Source organism: Peribacillus sp. YIM B13477 (assembly GCF_042787955.1).
Lineage (GTDB): Bacteria > Bacillota > Bacilli > Bacillales > DSM-1321 > Peribacillus > Peribacillus frigoritolerans.
This window is the reverse complement of sequence record NZ_JBHZPD010000009.1, coordinates 147,306-168,961: the sequence shown is the minus strand read 5'-3', so window position 1 is coordinate 168,961 and position 21,656 is coordinate 147,306. Positions and strand designations below refer to the sequence as shown.

The window sequence follows — 21,656 nt, the reverse complement described above, 5'->3', positions numbered from 1 at the left end:
TTCCCTCATGGTGAAAAAGAATCTTTCTTTTTCATCATGAGGGATTAAATTATACCTCTATGCAAAAAACTTCTTTAAATCCTTCTTTCCCTTTCGGTGTGACTTTTACTGCGCGAATAGATGGAACACGGACTATCCAGCCTAAATCAAATAAATGTGTAAGAAGCCCATTTCCTAAAGCTCCGCCAAGATGATGGTGACGTTCACTCCAGTCTAAACATGAGTGGGAAAATGAACGGCGTTTTCTTCTTAAATCAAGTAAATCGACGCCGAATTCTGAAAAAAAATGATCTCCTTTGGGTGTAACTGTAAACTCTCTCTCTTCTTTTTTCAAATATCCGGCTTTCAACATCGATTCAGTTAATTGGACGCCTAGTTTTCCTGCCAAATGATCATAGCAAGTTCTGGCTTCCTGAAGCATTTTGACCTGACTTGATTGTTTTAACGACCGAACTTCAGGAGGTGGGGAAATGGCAAGAAGCGATTCCAAAATGTGCGCAATTTCTCCATTTGCTAGCTGATAATAGCGATGTCGTCCCTGTTTTTCAACAATAACAAGGTTTCCTTCCACTAACTTAGAAAGGTGAAAGCTGGCAGTTTGAGGGGTTATTGCAGCCATCAACGCTAATTCACCTGCCGTATGAAAACGCCCATCCAGGAGACTTGCAAGTATTGTTGCACGTGACGTTTCCCCAAGGAGGGAGGCTATCTCCACCATATTTGGATTTATACTCAAAATAGTTACCAACCTTTCTGCCGATAGATTAGTTAATAAGCTGAACGCCAATTAATCAGCATTAAAAATAAGTAAACTTATACTTCCATTATACAGTACCGCTGTCCCAGGATATTCGGTATATTCACGATTCCTGCTTTAAAAAAAGAATATTGGACCCAACAATAAAATGGAAAGCGTTATTTCTAAACATTAATTTTGATTCGTCTCTACAAGGATTTTTTTGATAAAATGCACGTGATAAATTGGTTGCTTTTTTGGGGAGAGATTAATTCAGGAGAGGCTAAAGAGAAGACTGTAAAGAAGAAAGACTGTATACCATTGGATAAGCGTTTTTTACTGAAGTATATTCTTTGTAAACTAGGCATACATTTTTACATGTTCACTAACAGTAAACGTTCATAATAGTCTTGGAATAAATACCGGTGAATAGTCCCTTTTGTGAATTTAGTAGTTAAATAGGAGGGAATGAAGCGTATGAAAATGTCAGACGTTGGATTTAAAGGTCAAGTTTTTGGATTTATAAAGTTCACACCTTTTGTGGAAAGTTTTTTGTCTGGAGATTTATATATGAATAATTTCAAAAAGTATATTGATATAGAAAGTGCTTCAGGAGAAAAAGGTGTAGGAGACAAATTTGAAGCAGCACATGTTTTTACGGAATTAACCATGAATTTCTTTACTCAAGATACCAATGAATTAATAATGTCGGGGCGAACTAAAAAATTGAATTTCAGAAAAAATATAAATGAAAAAAGACCATTATATTGTATGTTTGCAATTATTGGCGATATGTTAAAAGTGGTTAACGAGGATGAAAAATATTACTATACCAAATTTGATTTACCTAATGAACAAATCGATAAAATGATCAGGGAGTTCGGAGACAGCTTGATTTTTGTTACCCCTTCGCAATTTATTGACAGAATTACTAGAACACTCAATGAAAAAGGTTATGCTTACAGAGGGGGCTTGGTAAAATACGATGATTATAACATCAATTCCTCAGCAAGGATGAGCTCTTATAAAAATCAAGGGACTGATATTTATTTTTGGAAAGATAGATACTTTGAAAATCAATATGAATATCGCATAGTTCTCACAGATCAAGAAGTTGATGAAGCCTTAATTGTGAACATAGGTGATATTTCAGACATTAGTACTATTTTTAATGCAAATGAATTTTTCAGTGATAAATTTGAAATAAGATTACGAAAGAAAGGAAATCTAAGCATCCATTAAATTGGGTGCTTTTTATATTTGCAGGATTAGGTGTGGAAATATCTATAAATCTGGACTACTTTTCATATCTTTAATTTTAAACCATTTATGGATCTTTTAAGTGACCTCCATTCAATAGAATCCAAAATACAGCAAAACTACCCTGAAAATGACGACTTTCCTCTATATTATTTATAAAAAACAAAAAAGTATCATTCGCTTTTAGATCATAGGGACCATGGTATCAAAACGCGGAAATATACTAAATATCGGCAACGTAATTGCAATGGTGATTATTGTATAAGCTCTATCACTTAATAAGATTGTTTTGATTTCTGCTGCAGCTATTTGATCCGCTCTTATAGGGGAGTGACTTTTGAAGGTGCTTCCGTGTTTGGCTCAACAGCTACCCTTTGACTAGGCTAATACGCATCAATCGCAACCTGTTCATCAAACGAAATCCCATTTTAGTTGTAGGGGAAGTAATGATTTAATGCCGACTTTATTGCTTTTATTTTTAACAGCAAATTACTGGAAATCTGATGTAAAGTCGTGTAATCTACAAAAGTATGTTTTTTTCCAAATCGTAAAGGGGGACCATAATTGAGTTCAACAAATCGTAAACAGACAACAATTGTTGCTCTTTTGCTTGCGGGTACATTCATTGCGATCTTGAATCAAACTTTAATGATTACCGCCATTCCTCCTGTAATGGAGGAGATGAATGTTACGGCAAATAGTGCACAGTGGCTAACAACCGTTTTTATGCTGGTTAATGGGATCATGATCCCTGTTAGCGCGTTTTTACTGGAGCGCTTTACCACCAGACAGCTTTTCCTTTCCGCGATGGGGATATTTGCTATTGGTACATTGGTAGCGGGGCTGGCTCCAAATTTTGGAATGCTGCTGCTAGGAAGGATGATTCAGTCGAGCGGAGCAGGAATCATGCTCCCGTTAATGCAAACAGTCTTCCTAATGATTTTCCCTGTTCATAAACGGGGTGCAGCGATGGGACTGGTCGGGCTGGTCATTTCCTTCGCGCCGGCTATTGGTCCCGCTTTATCTGGCTGGGTTACGGAGACCTACTCATGGAGGGTGTTATTCTTTATCATTCTTCCAATTGCTATTATTGATATCATAGTTGCGTTCTTCGCTTTAAAAAATGTAACAGAAGTTACACGGCCTAAAGTGGATGTGCTTTCGATTGTTTTATCTTCCGTAGGTTTCGGTGGATTATTGTATGGATTTACAGCTGCAGGTAATTATGGCTGGACAGACGGGAGTACCATCATATCCCTAGGCATTGGAACAATTTCACTTGTTTGGTTCATAAACAGGCAATTGCGATTGAAGCATCCAATGCTGGAGTTCCGTGTGTTCACGTATTCATTATTCCCGATTGCTATCATTATTGGAGCCATTACATTTATGGGTCTGATCGGCGCCGAAACGCTCATCCCGCTATTTATGCAAAACATGCGAGGATTTACTGCGTTTGAAGCTGGATTAGCGATACTTCCTGGAGCACTTATTACCGGAATAATGTCCCCGTTCATTGGACGTATTTTTGACCGGGTTGGGGCCAGGTGGCTGGTTATTGGCGGATTACTCCTCATAACCGCTTCCTCCTTTACTTTTATCGATGTTGGTCCATCGACAAGTTTTACATTTATTATGGTCATGTACAGTATTCGGATGTTCGGATTAGCCATGGTTATGATGCCTGTTTCAACGGCCGCCTTAAACCAGCTGCCTAAACGGTTAATCGCCCATGGTGCAGCAATGGATAATACGATGAAAATGATTGCCGCATCTGTAGGTACGGCAATACTTGTTACTGTGATGACATCAGCTACCGAAAATGCTCAGCAGCGTCCCGAGATAGTCCATCCTGATATGTATGGCGCGCAAATCTCATTTATTGTCATCGCTGTACTTTCGTTAATTAGCTTCCTCATTTCTTTTAAAATAAAGGATCAAAAATCAGCAGGAAAAGAGTTCGGGGAGAAGAATTAAATATTTGAATATGAGTTTTTTAACTTAAAAAGAATCACAATATAGATTTCATCTACTTGTGATTCTTTTTAAACTATATCTCCTATTTTCGTCGCCAGGCTCCTCACCTTATTGAACTTCCTCAGTTTCTCGCCAATACCCGATTTTCCATAGGTTTCATTTTGATGTATGTTACGAATAAACGAAGTAAGTTAGGGACATTAAAGCATCGTGAAATAACTTTATTTTTTACTATGTTATGAACATTTACCAACGCCGCCCTTTGAGGCATTCCCTCACCTGTCCTTTCATTCCTTCGTCATGCCTTTCTAAGGGATTCTAAAAAAGAGGGGGAAGAAGTCATCCAGAAGATTTGTTCTCCCTCTTTTATCATTTTCTTTATAAAAAGAAGAAAACATCATGAATTAAATGTAGGTGTAATATTATCTTTTATTAAATCTGGACTATTTTTCAAATCCTTAATCTTTAACCACAAAACTGGTTCATTTAAGAGCGCGCCATTCTTTAAACAATTTGAAAAAAAGAAGGCGTGATTTTGGAAGTGATCGATCACCCACGTCTCCAATATCGTGTAAAATTTGGCCAGGCGGAAGCAATCTTGTATCATGAGGAATTGACGAATGGGAACCAACGGAATGTTCCAATAACAGGAACGGATAATCAAGAAGGATGGGAGGGGGACAAAGTGGAATGGTATACACAAGGAAGTAGCTGATTTATTAGGCGTATCCAAGGCAACGGTCTACCATTATGGAAAGCAGAAGAAAATCATTAAAATTCGGGACCCCCATCGATTACATAAAGAGGCCCGTTATGAAAAAGCGGAAGTGGATCGACTAGTATATGAAAAGCAATCTTTCCCTACTGGTATGAGTCCAAATGATGTTGCAAGGAGATTGGGGTTATCTGTTCAAAGTGTTTATAAGTATATACAAGATGGTTCAATAAAAGCTGATGCCTTCCCTTATGGTGATGAAAGAATTACTTATGTAATTTCGGAAACAGCCTATCATGAAGCTGAGAAATCACTCAAACCATCTGAAATACAGCGACCAAAAAAATATGAATATTATGATTCGAAAAATGACATTGCTTTGTATCAAAGATTTCATTCATCTAAAATACCAGAGGCACGTGTGGTTCGTAATGAAGAAAATGTATTTGGTTTCTACCTACCCAATATCCAAAAGTGGTTGACGTATGAAGAAGGAAATAAAATTTATACTTTAAAGCCATCATATTCGAACCACCAACCTACTTTGGATTATAAAGGCTATGTTGAGCTTCAGGTGCCAAAAAATGAAGTTGTATTTTATCCTTTCATTGACTATTTATATAAAACCTGAGGTGTGGAAAACATAAGAATGAGAGAACAAGATAGTTCAGTTTTACTCTTCATCAGGGCAGGGGAAAAGCCGTTAATATCTGAGGGTTTGGTATTGCTGATATTTTGCCGTTCTTATTCAAAGGAGAAATGCATCATGAAGATGATACTTTGATATTACGTAGTCCAAATAGAAAAACTAGTTTTGAATTACCTATCGAATTGTTAGAAACAATTTCAGATTTAGCTGAACAAGAAGGGATTAGTATCAGTAAATGGGTTGAGAACAAATTATCGTCGATAATAAAATAACTATAAAAAAATTATTTTATTATCGAAACTAAAACAAAACTTTATATTCAACAAGGTAATTATGATGAAAAGCAACTTAATTGTAAGACATTAGTCTAGAAAATGGCGGTATGTATCCGCTTCAAATCCATTAAAAAATCCAAAAAGGTTCGGTATGAAAACTTTCCGAAACCTTTTTGGGAAAATTGGGCTCTATAAAACAGAGCCTATTACCTTTCACAAGCATAGTTGTCTTTATCGCGGTCCATACGAGGTACATAAGCAGGATGTCCAGCTGGAACGCCGTTTGGATATGTATCTCGTAAATCTGTACAGTTTGCAAATCCTCCCTTTCTCCTGACGATGTACAGTATGAATCGACTTGTAAAAATATACGTATTGAATTTGTTGGTAAACATTTGTTTTTGTACCCTCTCCTTCTTCCACGACATCTTTCTTGCATTTATGTAGGTTTACAAAAGACGATAGTAAAGACATACATAGTAGAGACCAAAAAGCCCCCAATGTGGTTCCCTGGGGGCTTTTGCTTTCTTACTATTATCTCGAAAACGGTAAAAAAATGTGGTTTTGGATAGATTTAAGGGGTGACTGTAACTCTACTAATATGTTATGATAATTAGGTATATACCCTATTTAAGGGTTGGTATTTTTTGGATTATTGAAAAATGCCAAAAAAATAGCCTTCAATGGCTTTTTTTTGCTGTGTATTTTGTAATTACAGGGTGAGTATTGTCAATACTGTTAATATAGAAAAATATGTATTGACACCAACTGACCCAAATGGTTAAGTTTAAAAAAATCGATTGAAAGGTAGTTGGTTTTATTGGATGTTTGTTTCAATTTAATACTCTTACAGCTTCTTTCAGTTAGAAAGGAGACTGAATCTCTATGAACAGACTATTTGATTTGTTTCTCGGATTAGTGGTCGGTGCTTATTTTAGCCCAATCTTAATCCTTTTTGGATTCACTGTGCACTGGGCCGTAATCGGTTTAGTATTCACAGGGTTGCTTATTCTTTCCAGAAAAGTTGGCAGACTTCTTTGGAAGAAATTTATTAAAACAGTAAAAGAAGAACTACAAGCTTAATTTTCAATGATGATTTTTCCTCTCGTTCCTGGCAGGGATCGGGGGGGAGTTTTATCAATAAATGTTAATGTTAATGTTAATGTTAATGTTTACTTTCTAGACAATCATATCGTAGTTCAGTATTTTTTTCAACATTCAGCGCAAAAAAGTTATACACGTTTCATACACATTTTTAAAACATATTGGTAAGCATTTTTTCAATACCTATTTTTATAGACGTTTCATACACATTTTTAAAACATATTGGTAAGCATTTTTTCAATACCTATTTTTATACACGTTTCATACACATTCTTAAAACCTATTGGTAAGTATTTTTTCAATACCCTATTTTAAGAGTATAATCACCTTTCACAAAACTTATTCGCCCAATTATATGTTTTCGATCCTAAGCGAATGCTCTTTCCTATTTCCAATGGGAAAAGACGCGGGTGCCTGGCACGATCAACAACAAATATTCGTCCGATACATTCGAGAATGTCGTCGAATTCCATGAAGGATTGATTTATTCGTTCAATAATTTCAGGGAATTGATGAATAAACAACAGGGTTTGATCTCGATGCCTGGAGAAGGTTGAAGGATAAAAGGGAAAAGCAAAAGGAACTATCTCAAACCGAACAAAAAGTGATAGATACCATCGTTAAAACGTGGCCAAACGGGGTAAAAAAGAAGTTCAGCAGCCGTTCCCTGAACGCTTGCAGATCGCTAGATTACAAGAAGCTTATCCTCATGCGGGGACGTAAACACCTTGAATAAAGGTTGGAGTAATTTTGTTTTTTGGACAAGAGTACTATTAAGCTCGGAGAACCGTACCATTAGTAATTGAGGTTTTAGCAAATAAGATATTTAGGTGTAACTCATATAAAAAACTTATTACGGCTATTTATCACTAGTTTCCTAATCTAAATATAAAATAAGAATGAGAAGGAGGGACAGTGTTGATTGAATTAAAGAAAGAGATTAAATGGAATTCTTTTGAGATTTGTATAGATGGTAATTCCTATACAGATGATGGGATTTTTGAAATAACATCAGATGATTTTTTAATTTTCTCTGAAAGTAGGTATAAAGAAAAGACTAGAAATGGTTTAATTGATGCGCTAAGTAACGCTAAACGAGCAATTGATTGTCAAGTTGATTGGATTATTTCGTACCTAGGATATGATTATATGAATTTTAAAGAAGAAAAGTATCCATATTTGAAGAAAGCAATCGAAGAATTCGAAGCTGAATTAAATCCATATATAAATTGCTCATTTAAATTAAGATTTATTCAAGCTTTAGAAATTGCTCCTACATTTTTAATATCAAAAATACGTGAGATAAGAAATAAAATGGAACATAATTATATTTTACCGAATGAAGAGGAAGTAAGAGAGGCTATTGAAATTGCAAAATTGTTTGTAAATGCAACACAAAATATAGTCTTACACAAAAATACTACAAATTATTTTCTATATAACACAAATACAAATAAACTGACTGATAATTATAGTTTTCCAACCCCAAATATTGGTGTGTCATTTGGTTTTATAAAAGAAGGTCATGCTCAAATAAAAGTTAGGAGCAGTCTTACAGAAGACAAATTTATTTTTAATGCTGAATGTAATGAATATATTTATTTTGTAAAAACTGCACTTACAAATAAATTTTATTATTTACCTTCTTTATTCGGTTGTGATATAGAAAGGGAACATATAAAATATGAAATTACGTATGCATAGTTTTGGTATTCTATAAAAACATAACCCAATTAGATATATCACTGAGAACCGTATCATTAATTATTTTAAACCTAAATTTATTGAAGTCTAGTTGACGTTTTGTAGCAAGCAACCAACAATAATTTATATTTTCATTTTTAAACAAACGGGCGCGATTCTTAAAAAAGGTTCGCTTTTCTTCTTGAACTATCAGCATAGCTTTTGAACAGAGCCAATAATCATAAAGTGGTTAGGAGACAATAAGTAGCCAATGATTCAATAAGAGATGGCTACTTTTGTTTTTGTTAAAGGGGATATTCTTATTTCTAAAAGTAATTTTAAGTAATGCTAATGAATTTGGCAGCATTAAAATGCGGAATTTTAGTTTCTTCCCTTAACCCAATAACTCTTGCGTGTTCTAATATTCTTTCCTTTGTCCAATAGTGGTTTGTGATGACAAGGCAAAGCTTGCACAGTTGCCTGAGCACTGCATGGGGAGACGAAAATTGTCACTCATCAGGGGAAGATTAAACGCGTTAAGTTTGATGAGGGGGAAGAACTTTAGGAGGAAGACTATTATGCCTGAATTATCATATATTGGAATAAATCTACTAATGATTGTAATGTCAATTTTGAATTTCTTACTAACAAAGTCACAAAATGAGAGTATCGTGGAATTAATTAGACCATTGATAATGGTGCTACTATTAATCAATTTGTTGATTTGGATTGCTGGTTTTGCACAACGTAAAATAGATAATTGGTTAGAGAAAAGAAGGCAAAAAAATTATTCTTTGCTTACATGGCTAGGAGATACTAATGTATCCCTTGACTTGTTTGATGATTTATCAAATATAAAAACGTTTAATCATGAAGATTTTTATAAAAACTATATGATGGTAAAGAATAAAATCAAAGAATATTTCCCCACTAATAATCAGTTAAAAGGTTTGAAATTCTATCTAGAAACTAGAAATGAAAGTTCTAAATTCAATGCAATATTTAAATCTACACAAACAATATTAATAGCTATCATTATTCCTTCTATTCTTACTATGATAAATTTCTCATTAAAAAATTCAACCATTTTTTTAAGTACTATAACTTTTGTTGCCTTTTGGTTTTTGTTATTAAGAGCGATTGATTCTATGGGAAAAGAGACTGATAAGATGAAGGTTATGTTAAGGCTAGTTAATGGGTGTATTGAGGAATCAGGTTGAATTTTGATAATAATTTTGCATAGTAAGAGAAAGTTATCGAAAGAAGGTGCCTAAAGATGAAAGAACTTACAGAAAAGGTTTTACAGTTTCGTAATGAGAGGAACGGGTCACAGTTTCATAATCCAAAGGACTTGGCTATTTCGCTTTCATTGGAAGCAAGTGAATTACTAGAGAATTTTCAATGGAAAACTAGTGAAGAGGCTATTGAAGAGCGAATGAGTGATATTAAAGGTGAATTAGCTGATGTTATGATCTATAGCATATTGTTAGCCAATGAACTGGGGATTGATCCGAAAGAAGCAATACTACAAAAGATCAAAAAAATGGATTAAAGTATCCGGTAGATAAAGTCTTTAACTCGAAGAAAAAATATTCAGAGTTATAAATAGGGAGAGAGAATAATGAACCATGTGATATTACAACCTTCAGGCGGAGCAGGGAAGGCTAACTTTGATAATACTATAAAAAGTCCGGTTCCTTTAGAAAAAATTATTCCTTTCTTGGACGAGAAGGATGTTCAAGCGGTCTCCTCTTATTATGAAAATGGGTTAGTACCTGTCTGGGGTGTTACCCCTGGTGCAAGTGATACTAACCGAAATAAGTGGGATAGAATACATACAGGTGACATCGCCTTATTTACAGCTAATATGAAAATTTTCGCATCTGGAACAGTAACTCATAAGTTTCATAGCCAGGAACTTGCTCTGGAACTATGGGGTTGGAAAGAAGAAGGAGTGACATGGGAGTATATCTATATCCTTGATGAAATTGAAGAACGAAATGTACCTATTCAACTGTTGAATGAAGCAATAGGCTATTCTACAAATAAGGCGGTAATGGGATTTACAGTTTTAAATGACGAGAAAAAACAATATATTGTTGGATACATTTAACTTTCAAAGTGAAGTTTATCAACCATCGGTTTCTAAGGAAGAATATAAAGAATCCATTTTAGAATTGGATACATCGAAACCTTTGGATACATCGAAACCTTTGGATACTAAAAGTGTAACGTATAGAAGAACAGAACAAGCTTTTTTGAGGAAATATTTATTTGCTAATAAAAAACTAGGAACTTGTGGGGTTTGTTTAAAAGAAATGCCTGTGGAATTTCTTGTTGCAGCACATATCAAAAAGCGGTCGGAATGCACAGATGATGAAAAAGCAGACTTTAAAAATATTGTAATGCCAATGTGTAAATTCGGTTGTGATGATTTATATGAAAAAGGTTATATAACCGTCCAAAATGGGTTAGTTGTTTCGCATAGATCTATTTCTAGTATTCATTTGGAAAATTACATTAATAGTATTAGAGGGAACAGATGTGTTTATTGGAATAGCAATTCAGAGAAGTTTTTTAATTGGCATAACGATCATCATTTAAAATGAATATAAAAAAGTCCTTAGAATCCAGTAGAACCTTTATTTTATTCCTAGTTTCTTCATATTTGGTATATAAATGAAAGAACGTAATTAATTTGCCCTTCTTCTCCGAGAGGGGCTTTTATTATAGGCTCTGTTAAACAATGATGGATCTAAGGATGTCCCAACAACTAAAGTAGAACGTAATTTAGCAGTATGAAAAATCGTATGTATCACAAGCTAAAAGAATTAAAACACAGCAAAATTATTAAAGACGAAAGGTTGATTCATATGTCACTTTCCATGAGAAGGATAACTCGATCTGCATCAAGTACAGTAGATCATTTAAGAGAAGCCGCGAAGAAGACTGAGGAACAAGCAAGACAGGCTGCTGAAAAGGCAGCAGAAGAAGCAAGAAAACAAGCTGAGGAAGCACAGAAAGCAGCAGAAGAATTAGCTCGTCAAGCTGAAGAAGAAGCAAAAAGAAAAGCTGAAGCTTTGGCTGAACAGGCCAGAAAAGTTGAAGAAGAAGCAAAAAAAGCAGCAGAAGCTATAAAAGCAGCAGAGGAAGAAGCAGCGCGTTTAGCTATAGAAGCAGCCCAAAAAGCAGCAGATGAACTTAAAAAACAAGCAGAAGCTGTTGTAAAAGATCAAATTCAGCAGACTCTCAACTCAGTAGTTGGAGATGTAGAAAAGTTTACTGAAGAAGGACAGAAATTTGTAAAACAAATCCAAGATGAAATACAGAACTTAATTGAATTGGCTAATATTGATGCTTTGAAACGAAAGCTGCTTGATAAGGCTGAACAACTAAGTGAGGAATATCTGACAAATAAAATTCAACCTCTTGTTGAAGCTATTCAATTAGCAGCAGTACCAGATGTGAAGTTAGATTTACAAACGACCGAGATTAGAGTAGAAGTATATATTTATTTTTTACTGTTAGATGATAAAGACAAAGATGCTGGCACAAATGCTATAGCTGTATTAACAACTGACTTAAAGCAAAGTATAACTAAACTAAAAATACCTGATGTACATGTACAATTCACATTTAATAAGGATAGATTAGAGGCGCGTTTACAAGAAATGATTCAGGAAAAGATTGAGAAAGAAAAAGATAAACTTATTGAGGGATTCTTGAAGTCATTTTTCTCAGATTATGTTGCGGTTTTTGAGAAAATCATTAATTATCTTCCTAAGTAATAGATTCTGTTATCTCTTTAGCAATATTTGAATAAAAAAGGAGAAGATTTTAACCTTATCTTTTTATTACAATATCTATGATTTCATACTTTTCTTCAGTCCGCATTCTCAGCGTCTATAATTTCATTCAGCAGTTTTTTGGGTAATGGAAAAGAAGCAGACGACTAGGGGGTTTATTGATAAAATGCAAATGGTTATAGCACCAACTATTTTAGTCAGGTGCTACTGCTTTTTTTGACCACATTTTGACCACATCACATATAGAACGTTATATTATTTCATTTTCTTTTTTGTAAATAAAAAAATACCACAAGAAATAGTACATAACAGAAAGGTGTGTTATCAGGTTTGGAACCGTTTGAAATTGCGGCCGCCGTGATTGGATGGGCTAATGAATATATGGAAAAACAAAAAGAAGATCAAGCAAGAAAGGATCTTGCAAACAAAATAATATCTGCTTGTCACCAACTCCAGCAACATATTGAGGACATAATTGAAAGCTTAGCATTAGCTGAAGCAAAGGGCGATCTTAAAGCTTTTTCTCAAGAACTTGAAACAAAAATGCGAGAACATGATGAGAGCATCTATTACGGCAATGATAATAACGATAGAGAAGAGCAAATCAAAGCCCTTCGGAAGAGCTTTGAAGAACTAACTGATAACTTGAGACCATTAATTTATACATTAGAAAACTATGCAAAAGTAGAGGATGTAACATTAGCAACTGGTGCTTACACCATCTACTGTGATGCAATAGCGCTTGCTATTACAGTATTTAGTCAAAGAGCAACAAGATTTGATTATTATCTAGCTTATGAGGAAATCGTTAAATTGTTGAATTCTAACATGGAAACATCTTTTAGTGTAGAAAAGTATTTATTCTTAAATCCTGTTGCGCACCCACAAGCGCCTAGTATGATTGTAAATATAACCCATCCTTACCATCCGCAACAAAAAGATTTTAAGAACATACAAAAATATCGGATGGAAACTGAACAAAATAGATATTTGTATTTAAAAAATTTAAATTCAAAATTTTTATTCAATGTTAACGATGAGAAAACAGAGTTTGGCGGTTATTCAATTAAATGTACTAATCGTGCTTTAAAGGATGATAACGGAAGACAGGTTTTAGCTGTAAATAATAAGGATGGTACAGAAAATAATCCAAATTTTTACAAAAGAGTGTCTGGGCTATATCCTAATACCACCATGACATTTAGGGTAAATGCAAAGACCCTTAACCCCAGCAGAGAAGTTGAACTCGCTATAATAGAAACTGACCAGATAAGCAATACCGTTGTAAACGAGAAACGTGAACGATTTACATTACAAAATTCTTGGATTGAACTTAATATATCAATAGATAAGAAACAAGATAATTCGGTTTTAGATTTCGTAGTTTTTTGGTTCGATAACGACGAGAGTGACATGCTTGTATCTAAAGCATCCATAGATTTTAGTAAGAGAGAATATAAGCTGCCCCTTGAGACATTACCTATGCTTCATCCTATTGCATGGGAAAGGAGTAGGTGTAGTCATATAAATCTAATGCATGTACTTTCAGATGAACATATGGAAACACAGTATATTAAAGCTAACGATGCAGCTGGCACCCACGGCGATCCAAGTATATCCCAACATTTATATATTTGGCCAAACTCTATAAGAAAATATAAGGTCATATTTGAGGCATTTGTTAAAACAAACGAAGATATAGGACGAGAGGTAAACGTAGTTGTTTGGGACTTAAAAAAGAATTATCCTGGTGGTTCAGGACCAGTATCATATGGAACAGGAAGAATAAGGATTTCGAACATATGGCAAAAGCTTAGAATAGAATGTGAAATCATTCCTAGTATAAATGTTAAGTGTGAGATTTACTGGTTTGACAACAAAGAGGACCATTTATATATAAAAGATGCCATCTTTATTTACCATGTTGTCCAGGAATAAAATCAATCATATTATGTAAAATCTAAAGCACATTTACCAAAAAGCCAATTTTTATTGGAAACATATTTTATTTAAAAAGCTTCTTTCTTTGTTGGATTTTTAAGTAAAGTGGCACTCAACTTTTATTGTTGGGTGCCATTAGTTTTGTTGACCACATTTTGACCACGAAACATATATATGTCAATAAGCCTCTTTCAAGAGGGTAGAAGGGGACCGAGTATCCAATTATTGTCAACACATTCAAGGATATGATTATCCACATCTACAATATCGCGTAAGATTTGGACAAGATGAAGCCGATTTGTATCATGAGAAAATCATGCTGTAACAATCATGGGTAAATGATGAATGAAATGAATAGGAAATCCAGGTAGAAAGAGTGGATAAAGTGGAATGGTATACGCAACATGAGGTAGCCGATTTACTAGGGATTTCCAAAGCAACGGTCTATCATTATGCAAAGCAGAAGAAAATTCTTAAAATTGTAGATTCACATCATAGTGAAGCACAATATGAAAAGGCGGAAGCGGAAGTGGATTAACTTGTGAATGAAAAGAAATCACACCCTTCGGTATTTTATTTGCTAAGATTTAGTTAAGGAGTGATTTCAAAGGTGGATTTTGCAAATATTTTTTTTGATGTAAATGGAAATTTTCAATGGGCTAGCATTGCAGCATTTGTCGCTTTTTTTGGTAGTATCATTAGTGCTTGGATTTCAGTACATAACACCAAAAAGTCGTTGAAAGGAAACGTGGTGGCTAAAGCTAGAATAGAATGGATCCAAGAAGTGAGAAAGAAAAGTGTTGACTTTATTTCTGCTTGTTACTCACTATTTGAATTTATCAAATCTGATTCAGCAACAAGTGATGAAGCAGAAGTATCCAAGTTAAAAAATGAAATTGAAAAAAATGGAACTTTATTGATTTTATATTTTGGTCCTGACTCAAATAAAAATAATGACTTTATTTTATATTTAGTTTCCAATCTGCTTAGTAGGATAACGAATAAAGATGGTTATTATGACGATAATAAAATCCCTGAATTAATTGATCAGGTTAATGTATTAAAAGATTTTCTTAGAATCTACTTTAAGACTGAATGGAAAAGAGCTAATGGAGAAATAAAGGATATTGACGTTCAATCTTATCTTGAAGAGCAAGATTTATATAATACTATTATGGATATTTTTAGCTCTGGTTTTGAAATGCATTGGGAATGGACTGAAAACTATTATTTTCAGTTATCCAAAAAGTACAAAGAAGAAAATTAATAATATCTTCAATAAATGTTATTCAACAAACGGGCGCTTTTCTGTAACAAGGAACAGCGTTTATCATCATTTAAGTGCCATATTGATGAACAAGAAAATAGAGATTGTGAAGAACTGTACTTAAACTAATGGGGTAGTTTAGCACAGGAGGGATTTCCTGAAAATATACAGAATATGTATTTAACTGTTTTAAGATGAGAGGATGTCAAAAAAGTTTATGAGGAAAATAGAAGGTACGCTAATATTTAATCTTGTTGTAATTTGCCTATTCTTATTTGTGTTGATATGGCTGTTTGTTATTCATTCCCCGACAGAAATTGCTTCTATAATTAAAGAGTTTAATTCCAGCCTGCCATGGTCAAAGAAATGGGTTGGACTGTATGCAATATATTTAATTGAAATCTTTATCATTACCCTTTTGTGGAGCTTAGTACTCTCAAGTCTCAATATAGTTATATATTCTATTTATACCGAGTTAACAGTACGGTTTATTAGGAAAAAAAGGATACTTATAAAGTTAATACGATTTTATTATGGTTTTCAAAAGATTTATCATTACCTTAGAAAAGGTACTATTCGGACTGGAATTTTTAGGGATGACCACAATCTTTGTCATTATCTTACGGCTCCTAGATTAACTGAGTGGATAAAAACCTTTTTCTTGTTTTTTATATCTATTGGTTCGATATTAGCAGCTGTCTTGACAATTTTCACATTGGATTACTCTTACATACAGGTTGGTATAGAAACAATAAAATACCAATGGTATAATTTATTTTTTTCACTTTGGAATAACGTATTTTCGAAACTATCCGCAATTGTTATATTTATTTTAATAATTTTTTTATGGTACTTTGTGAGTAGTAAGGGTGTTACAAGAAGGGCAATCGCTCAGGCAAATAAAAAGAAATTAGAAGAAGTTGTTCAATTATTTAGGAAAATTGAAAAACCAGTACTTGATATTGTTGTTGAAGGGTCAAAGAATCTAGACTATGCTTTGAATTGTTATGATTTAATTTATGAGTTTTGGACATTAAAAAAATTTAACACACTTCCTGCAGAATATGAAAAATTGTTCATAGATTTCGAAATACACTTTGATGATAAAGATTTTTTATTTGAGGATATTGCAGCATTAAATGATTTGATTAAAATCCTTGAAGAAATGAATAATTCGGAGAATGAGATGTTTGCTTTCTGGTTTGCAAATTATCGATTTGAGTTAAGAGAATTTAGAAGTATAACTTGGCGAGTTAAAGAATTACAGTATTACGAGAAATTACTGTTTACAAAAAATGGTTTTGACGAAATGTCTAATGTAAACCAATACCGGAACAAAATGAAAATAGACGAGGAAACGATAAGAAAAGAGCTTGCTTTTAATCGGAAAAAGTTGGATAGGAATATTATTGGTGGGTTACAACTAATATACGCCTTTTATAGATATATCGAAACAATTCATAAAATACTTCATATGGATTCAGACAAAATAGGAAGGGGAATTAGACAATTTACTGGTAAGGAATAAATAAAAAACTTATTAATAACAGTGTAAATTTTTTTGATTTACAAGGGGAGAATGTGAACTATTGTACTTAAAGTAACGGGTAGCGTTAATTAAAGAGGAAATAAGTGATTTTAGGATTGAGAACTTATTATAGTTATTCCATTAAAGGACGCGATTGTTGAACAAAAATTAAAAGAGTGATACATATTATACATGACTAATATGTATCACCTTTTAATTTTTATGACTTTTTAAGATTTAGGTCTTGATAATATAAAAATGATTAAATCTTAAATGATGTTAAACGTTCCCTTTAAAATATCCGTTATGGAATGATGGTAAGATGTAAAAAGACAAGGTCTCATTTCTTGTCTTTTTTGCTTTAATACTCGATAAACGGTAGTAAAATAACTCATTGGTGATCGTGCGATTTTGCTTACAAAATGATGCTGAGAAAACTATGCTTAACCAGAAAGGTCGGATATAAATATATTTAAAGTATTCCAAGTATTGTTTTCCTTTTTCAGTAAATTTAAGTATTTATTATGATAAAATTAATCCAACTTAATGTTGGAGGGAATAGATTGAAACCACTGATGTTCGCACTCATAATTTTATTATTAGCTGGATGTTCAAATGATGATAAACAATCCGCTGAAAGATTAAACACTTACGTAACGACTAGTCTTAATGATTCTGGTTTTAAGGATTATATAAAAGGAGACATAACGATTACTAAGGACAATGAGGAAAAGAATGAATCAAACACCCGCTATATATATACGGTCGGTGCAGAGCTAAATGATGATTTTTTCAACAATTTATCAATGGAAGAACAATATAACTTCATAATCTCCTTATCTGATCAATATGATGGTGAGTTTGATTGTGGAGATGAATCACAATGTACAATAGGAAAATTCACATTTCAATACAATGACGATATTTATGAAGTAAGTCCACAAGATAATTTTCTGAAAACCATTACAATTAACGGAGATTCATACAGTTTAGATGATGTCCGTCCAAAGGAAGAAACAGAAACACAAGAGGCTACATCCACAGAGGAAGATACAACCGAAGAAGATGCAACAGAAGTAACACCCTCTATAGATACCGATGCCGTTTATGCATATATGAAAGCAACCTATGAAGAGTTAACAAATTATGGGGAGACTTATGTTCCAGAAGTACACGATCCCCAAATCGCTGAATTGGCTAGTAAAAAATTTGGAATTACCGAAGAAGAAGCTAGTCAGATATATATCGATATAGAAATGGCCGGAGGGCAATGATAAAAATCCAAAGCAACCTTAATTCCGGGTTGCTTTTTTACATATAGGCTGTTTTCTCAAGGATTGTTGCTAAATAGACTAAAAACTTATGGTTACTTATAATTAAGAACGTACATTCCAATTATTAATTGCAAAACTTAATATATAAGGAGAAATTACGTTGACGATAACGAAAAAGAATACTTTAACTTGGAATACAGATATTTTAAAAGAATGGGATGAGAGAAACGCAAAAGAGCCCAAAGATTATGTCCCTGGTTCTCATTATAAGGCTCATTGGATTTATTCTAAAAATAGCGAACATCGATGGACACTTGAGATAAGACTTCGTAACAAAGGAGCTAAATGCCCTTTTTGCACAAATCAACGGGTATCCAAAGAAAATAACCTTGCTGTTTTGAATCCTGAACTTGCAGCTGAATGGCACCCGACGAAGAACGGTGAACTAACTCCTGAACAAGTTGTACCTGGTGCAGGTAAAAAAGTATGGTGGCGTTGTTCCAAACATCCAAAACACGAATGGCCAGCCCGCATTACTGATAGAAACGATGGTAGAAGATGTCCTTATTGTACGAATAGAAAAGTTTGTGAAACTAATAATTTATCGGTAGTTAATCCTAGTTTAGCAGCTGAATGGCATCCAACTAAGAACGGTGATTTAACTCCTTACGATGTTGTTTTTGGTTCCGGACATAAAGTTTGGTGGAAGTGTAAAGAGAAAGGTCACGAGTTTCCAAATAGAGTAGTTGCACGTCAAACACGTGGATGTCGGCATTGCTCAAACTCACTAGTATGTGATGACAACAATCTAGTTGTTCTAAATCCAGAGATGCAAGCGTATCAAGTAAGAAAGGCACATACTATGTGGTGTCATAGACCTTGACAACGAATATAATGACGATAATACAACAGAAGACATATACGCTATCGGAACTGGATTTGTAGACAATGTTAAACCATCTAAGCCAACAGTTTATAAGATTGATAATAATGACAAAGTATTAACTGGAAAAGCAGAGGCTAGTTCTACTGTTACTGTTAAAAATGGAAGTAAGGTGTTAGGTTCAGCAAAAGCAACATCAAAAGGTACGTTCTCTATTAAAATACCTGTTCAAAAAGCAGGAATTAAATTGACAGTCACAGTTAAAGATAGTGCCGGCAATGTGAGTTCAAGTGTATCGGTAACTGTTGCTGATGTTGTCGCCCCAAGCAAGCCAACAGTAAATAAAGTAGATGATAACGATAAAGTTGTAAAAGGGAAAGCTGAAGCAAACTCAACTGTAACTGTTAAAGTAGGAAGTAAATCCATTGGTTCAGCAAAAGCTAGTTCTAAAGGGGTCTACTCAGTTAACATTAAAGCACAGAAAAAAGGAACGACACTTTCATAACTGCAAAAGAAAGAGCAGGAAATACTAGTTCTAAGAGAACGATTACAGTGGTAAAACATTAAATGGTGTATACACAAGTCGAGGTTAACTCCTCGGCTTTTTCTATAGGTTTTGGAATGATTTTCGCCACGATGGCATCTTAGGTGAATGAAGCCGGAAAACAAAATGAATAATATCGTTAATAGCAATTAAATTAATAATTGTTAATAAGACAATGGAAGCAATGTTGGTCGTTTTATCAGAATTGATACCTATCGCACGGTTACATATCGAGTACAAATACCTGAAAAAGGTTAATGTATCTCTTCTGAAAGAAGCTTTTAATACTAGAATTCCGTATTGGAAAAAATTGTATATTTATCTTTATTAACTGTGACCTACCTATTAGGAGAAAAGGGTCATACCTATTATATTTCTAATAGATATGACCCTTTTCTTATTTATTGAACTTATTAATTAACCGTGATACCAACCTGTTTTATTATCAATAGCTACAAGCTGTTGCCATTTGCCTTTTCCATTGATTTGTATATACATAATGTACTGGCCTAGTCCGCCTTTTTCTAATTTTGTTTTATCTTTTTTTCCTACATAATTTTTCTTAATTTCATTAATAGTTTTTGTATATACTCCTGGTGACCATTGATATGGATCAGCAAAGTGTAATTCGTATGTTTTTACATAGGCATATTTGCCTTTGTATTTGATTTTGGACCAACCATATTGTTTAGCAGAAATCCATTTACCCTGATCCTTACCGATAGGTACACCACCATATACATTTACTATTGTACCTTCTTTAATTGTCCCTAATGTTTTATACGAAGTCCCAGGTGAAGATTTTACGGTAAGAGTTGTTTTTGCATAAGATTTGTCGTAGCTTGGGGCTTGAGATTCAGCCGAGTTGGATGCTACACATAACATCAGCAAACAAGCACCTACCAAAAGCGAAATCATTTTTTTCATTTTCATAGCTCCTTATACATAGTCATAATTTACTTATTTTTATGAAAAATATTCCTTTTTAATCATATCATAAGGAGCTATATAAAACTATTTTATTAATAAGGACGTGCCCTATCTCAAGGTTGATTTTACCATAATTTATGAATTCATAAGCAAGCCGGGATGCTCCCCCCAATCTCTTTTTTAACGCACTGCTTAAATTATCTAATATTTGCTAAAATGTATAAAGAAAGTAAATAAGGAGATGGTTTTATTGAAGAAATTTAATATTGATCCCGCGGTACTGGAGCAAATCAAAGTAGTTGCTTTAGTTGTTTGTGCGGGGAGTCTCTTTGTTATTGCTTATCAGCAATATCGTTGGTTACCTGAAATTGTTCAAGCTTTAGTTGCAATGCTAAACCAAAGATAAGGAGCTTAAGAAAAACCTTTATGAAGAAAGGAGAATGAATATGGAAAACTTAATGCAAATAACTCCTTTAGTGTTTTGGGCAGTAATAATAATAGGGGGAATTTACTTATTAGCAAGGTATATAAAGAAATGAAAAATATTTTAATATTCTTAGGGATTGTGGCCGTTTTAATTATAGGGGGAAGTATTCTCTATTTTTCCACACAACCCACAAGTGCAGAAATAGACTACTCTGAACAATTAAAATGGGATGTCCATAAATACTTAATCAATGAGAAGAACTATGTTGAAGACAACATAGAAGAAATTAAAGTGACTGGTAACGCTAAGCTAAAAGGAAAGAAAAGATTTGAAATAGCTGTTGTATTTAAAGACGATAAAGACAGTGTATAACTGAGGCAGCTGAACCGATGACCAAGGAAGAAAGTAGAAATCACTATAATAGATAAAGCGGATACACCATCAAAAGAAGAAATACAAAAATAAGGATATCAATTAATGTAAAATTTCTTATTTTGTCTCAAAATATAAGATTTCTCGTTGCAATGAGATACGATAAAAACCTCTAAGGAAATGAGCCCAAAGTTTTTTTCTCTGAATGCGACTGGTCCTGGACAATCGTATTCAGAGATCCAAATAAGGGGTACCTATATTATACAATGAACACGTATGAATATT

Annotated in this window: 22 protein-coding genes and 3 pseudogenes; 22 read left to right on the top strand and 3 right to left on the bottom strand. The window is 33.7% G+C overall.

All coding sequences use genetic code 11. The annotated features are described in order from the left end of the window. Nucleotides 1–49: 49 nt before the first annotated feature. Nucleotides 50–736: a transcriptional regulator gene (locus ACFX4H_RS22565; RefSeq protein WP_377436287.1), complete on the bottom strand. Its 687-nt coding sequence runs from the start codon at nt 734–736 to the stop codon at nt 50–52. A 477-nt stretch (nt 737–1,213) separates the two neighbouring features. On the opposite strand from ACFX4H_RS22565, the gene ACFX4H_RS22560 reads away from it, so the two are divergent. From ACFX4H_RS22560 to ACFX4H_RS22545, 4 genes are all read left to right on the top strand, one after another. After that, nucleotides 1,214–1,978 (top strand): hypothetical protein, encoded by a 765-nt coding sequence (locus tag ACFX4H_RS22560; protein WP_072272786.1) that lies wholly within the window; start codon nt 1,214–1,216, stop codon nt 1,976–1,978. Between the two features lie 582 nt (nt 1,979–2,560). Continuing rightward, the gene (locus ACFX4H_RS22555) at nt 2,561–3,973 is read left to right on the top strand and encodes a DHA2 family efflux MFS transporter permease subunit (protein ID WP_377436286.1); all 1,413 of its coding nucleotides are present in this window, start codon (nt 2,561–2,563) and stop codon (nt 3,971–3,973) included. A 535-nt stretch (nt 3,974–4,508) separates the two neighbouring features. Then, nucleotides 4,509–4,688, top strand: coding sequence for a hypothetical protein (locus ACFX4H_RS22550; protein WP_328136861.1), 180 nt, complete (start codon nt 4,509–4,511; stop codon nt 4,686–4,688). A gap of 112 nt (nt 4,689–4,800) precedes the next feature. After that, a complete protein-coding gene (locus ACFX4H_RS22545; RefSeq protein ID WP_377436285.1) occupies nt 4,801–5,319 on the top strand; it encodes a helix-turn-helix domain-containing protein in 519 nt (172 codons plus the stop codon). Nucleotides 5,320–5,818: 499 nt separating this feature from the next. Here ACFX4H_RS22545 and ACFX4H_RS22540 read toward each other — a convergent pair. After that, a pseudogene (locus ACFX4H_RS22540) lies at nt 5,819–5,932 on the bottom strand (excalibur calcium-binding domain-containing protein); the annotation flags it as partial. Nucleotides 5,933–6,497: 565 nt separating this feature from the next. Here ACFX4H_RS22540 and ACFX4H_RS22535 point away from each other — a divergent pair. From ACFX4H_RS22535 to ACFX4H_RS22460, 16 genes and pseudogenes are all read left to right on the top strand, one after another. Continuing rightward, complete coding sequence (locus ACFX4H_RS22535; protein ID WP_377436284.1) at nt 6,498–6,695, top strand: hypothetical protein; 198 nt, start codon at nt 6,498–6,500, stop codon at nt 6,693–6,695. 431 nt (nt 6,696–7,126) lie between these two features. Then, the gene (locus ACFX4H_RS22530) at nt 7,127–7,273 is read left to right on the top strand and encodes a hypothetical protein (RefSeq protein WP_377436283.1); all 147 of its coding nucleotides are present in this window, start codon (nt 7,127–7,129) and stop codon (nt 7,271–7,273) included. A 361-nt stretch (nt 7,274–7,634) separates the two neighbouring features. Continuing rightward, the gene (locus ACFX4H_RS22525) at nt 7,635–8,420 is read left to right on the top strand and encodes a hypothetical protein (protein ID WP_377436282.1); all 786 of its coding nucleotides are present in this window, start codon (nt 7,635–7,637) and stop codon (nt 8,418–8,420) included. A 419-nt stretch (nt 8,421–8,839) separates the two neighbouring features. Beyond that, nucleotides 8,840–8,964: pseudogene (locus ACFX4H_RS22520) on the top strand (XtrA/YqaO family protein); the annotation flags it as partial. A 13-nt stretch (nt 8,965–8,977) separates the two neighbouring features. Further along, nucleotides 8,978–9,619, top strand: coding sequence for a hypothetical protein (locus ACFX4H_RS22515; RefSeq protein ID WP_377436281.1), 642 nt, complete (start codon nt 8,978–8,980; stop codon nt 9,617–9,619). A gap of 56 nt (nt 9,620–9,675) precedes the next feature. Then, a pseudogene (locus tag ACFX4H_RS22510) lies at nt 9,676–10,004 on the top strand (nucleotide pyrophosphohydrolase). Between the two features lie 16 nt (nt 10,005–10,020). Beyond that, nucleotides 10,021–10,512 (top strand): hypothetical protein, encoded by a 492-nt coding sequence (locus tag ACFX4H_RS22505; protein WP_377436280.1) that lies wholly within the window; start codon nt 10,021–10,023, stop codon nt 10,510–10,512. Next, entirely contained in the window at nt 10,475–11,008 is a 534-nt protein-coding gene (locus ACFX4H_RS22500; protein ID WP_377436279.1) for a hypothetical protein, read from the top strand. The genes ACFX4H_RS22505 and ACFX4H_RS22500 overlap by 38 nt, the downstream gene beginning before the upstream one ends. A gap of 189 nt (nt 11,009–11,197) precedes the next feature. Next, nucleotides 11,198–12,187, top strand: coding sequence for a hypothetical protein (locus ACFX4H_RS22495; protein WP_377436278.1), 990 nt, complete (start codon nt 11,198–11,200; stop codon nt 12,185–12,187). Nucleotides 12,188–12,535: 348 nt separating this feature from the next. Then, a complete protein-coding gene (locus ACFX4H_RS22490) occupies nt 12,536–14,143 on the top strand; it encodes a hypothetical protein (RefSeq protein WP_377436277.1) in 1,608 nt (535 codons plus the stop codon). Between the two features lie 388 nt (nt 14,144–14,531). Further along, complete coding sequence (locus tag ACFX4H_RS22485) at nt 14,532–14,684, top strand: helix-turn-helix domain-containing protein (protein ID WP_377436276.1); 153 nt, start codon at nt 14,532–14,534, stop codon at nt 14,682–14,684. 72 nt (nt 14,685–14,756) lie between these two features. Then, nucleotides 14,757–15,413: a hypothetical protein gene (locus tag ACFX4H_RS22480; RefSeq protein ID WP_377436275.1), complete on the top strand. Its 657-nt coding sequence runs from the start codon at nt 14,757–14,759 to the stop codon at nt 15,411–15,413. 217 nt (nt 15,414–15,630) lie between these two features. Then, nucleotides 15,631–16,941, top strand: a complete 1,311-nt coding sequence (locus ACFX4H_RS22475) for a hypothetical protein (RefSeq protein WP_377436274.1) — start codon at nt 15,631–15,633, stop codon at nt 16,939–16,941. 563 nt (nt 16,942–17,504) lie between these two features. Continuing rightward, nucleotides 17,505–18,215, top strand: coding sequence for a hypothetical protein (locus tag ACFX4H_RS22470; RefSeq protein ID WP_377436273.1), 711 nt, complete (start codon nt 17,505–17,507; stop codon nt 18,213–18,215). A gap of 160 nt (nt 18,216–18,375) precedes the next feature. Continuing rightward, complete coding sequence (locus ACFX4H_RS22465) at nt 18,376–19,098, top strand: zinc-ribbon domain-containing protein (RefSeq protein ID WP_377436272.1); 723 nt, start codon at nt 18,376–18,378, stop codon at nt 19,096–19,098. Further along, complete coding sequence (locus ACFX4H_RS22460; RefSeq protein WP_377436295.1) at nt 19,073–19,603, top strand: Ig-like domain-containing protein; 531 nt, start codon at nt 19,073–19,075, stop codon at nt 19,601–19,603. Before ACFX4H_RS22465 ends, ACFX4H_RS22460 begins: the two co-directional genes overlap by 26 nt. Nucleotides 19,604–20,059: 456 nt before the next feature. Here the strand turns inward: ACFX4H_RS22460 and ACFX4H_RS22455 are convergent, their stop codons facing one another. Beyond that, nucleotides 20,060–20,569, bottom strand: a complete 510-nt coding sequence (locus ACFX4H_RS22455) for an SH3 domain-containing protein (protein WP_377436271.1) — start codon at nt 20,567–20,569, stop codon at nt 20,060–20,062. A 253-nt stretch (nt 20,570–20,822) separates the two neighbouring features. Between ACFX4H_RS22455 and ACFX4H_RS22450 the strand changes: the two genes are divergently transcribed. After that, nucleotides 20,823–20,978 carry a hypothetical protein gene (locus ACFX4H_RS22450; protein WP_377436270.1) on the top strand — a complete coding sequence of 52 codons (156 nt, stop codon included), beginning with the start codon at nt 20,823–20,825 and terminating at the stop codon, nt 20,976–20,978. Between the two features lie 129 nt (nt 20,979–21,107). Further along, complete coding sequence (locus tag ACFX4H_RS22445) at nt 21,108–21,371, top strand: hypothetical protein (RefSeq protein WP_377436269.1); 264 nt, start codon at nt 21,108–21,110, stop codon at nt 21,369–21,371. Nucleotides 21,372–21,656 lie beyond the last annotated feature (285 nt).

Coding starts and splice junctions, on each gene's coding strand:
- ACFX4H_RS22560 (WP_072272786.1), top strand. CDS start 1,214: ATGAAAATGTCAGACGTTGGATTTAAAGGTCAAGTTTTTGGATTTATA.
- ACFX4H_RS22535 (WP_377436284.1), top strand. CDS start 6,498: ATGAACAGACTATTTGATTTGTTTCTCGGATTAGTGGTCGGTGCTTAT.
- ACFX4H_RS22515 (WP_377436281.1), top strand. CDS start 8,978: ATGCCTGAATTATCATATATTGGAATAAATCTACTAATGATTGTAATG.
- ACFX4H_RS22505 (WP_377436280.1), top strand. CDS start 10,021: ATGAACCATGTGATATTACAACCTTCAGGCGGAGCAGGGAAGGCTAAC.
- ACFX4H_RS22500 (WP_377436279.1), top strand. CDS start 10,475: ATGACGAGAAAAAACAATATATTGTTGGATACATTTAACTTTCAAAGT.
- ACFX4H_RS22495 (WP_377436278.1), top strand. CDS start 11,198: ATGAAAAATCGTATGTATCACAAGCTAAAAGAATTAAAACACAGCAAA.
- ACFX4H_RS22475 (WP_377436274.1), top strand. CDS start 15,631: ATGAGGAAAATAGAAGGTACGCTAATATTTAATCTTGTTGTAATTTGC.
- ACFX4H_RS22455 (WP_377436271.1), bottom strand. CDS start 20,569: ATGAAAAAAATGATTTCGCTTTTGGTAGGTGCTTGTTTGCTGATGTTA.
- ACFX4H_RS22445 (WP_377436269.1), top strand. CDS start 21,108: ATGAAAAATATTTTAATATTCTTAGGGATTGTGGCCGTTTTAATTATA.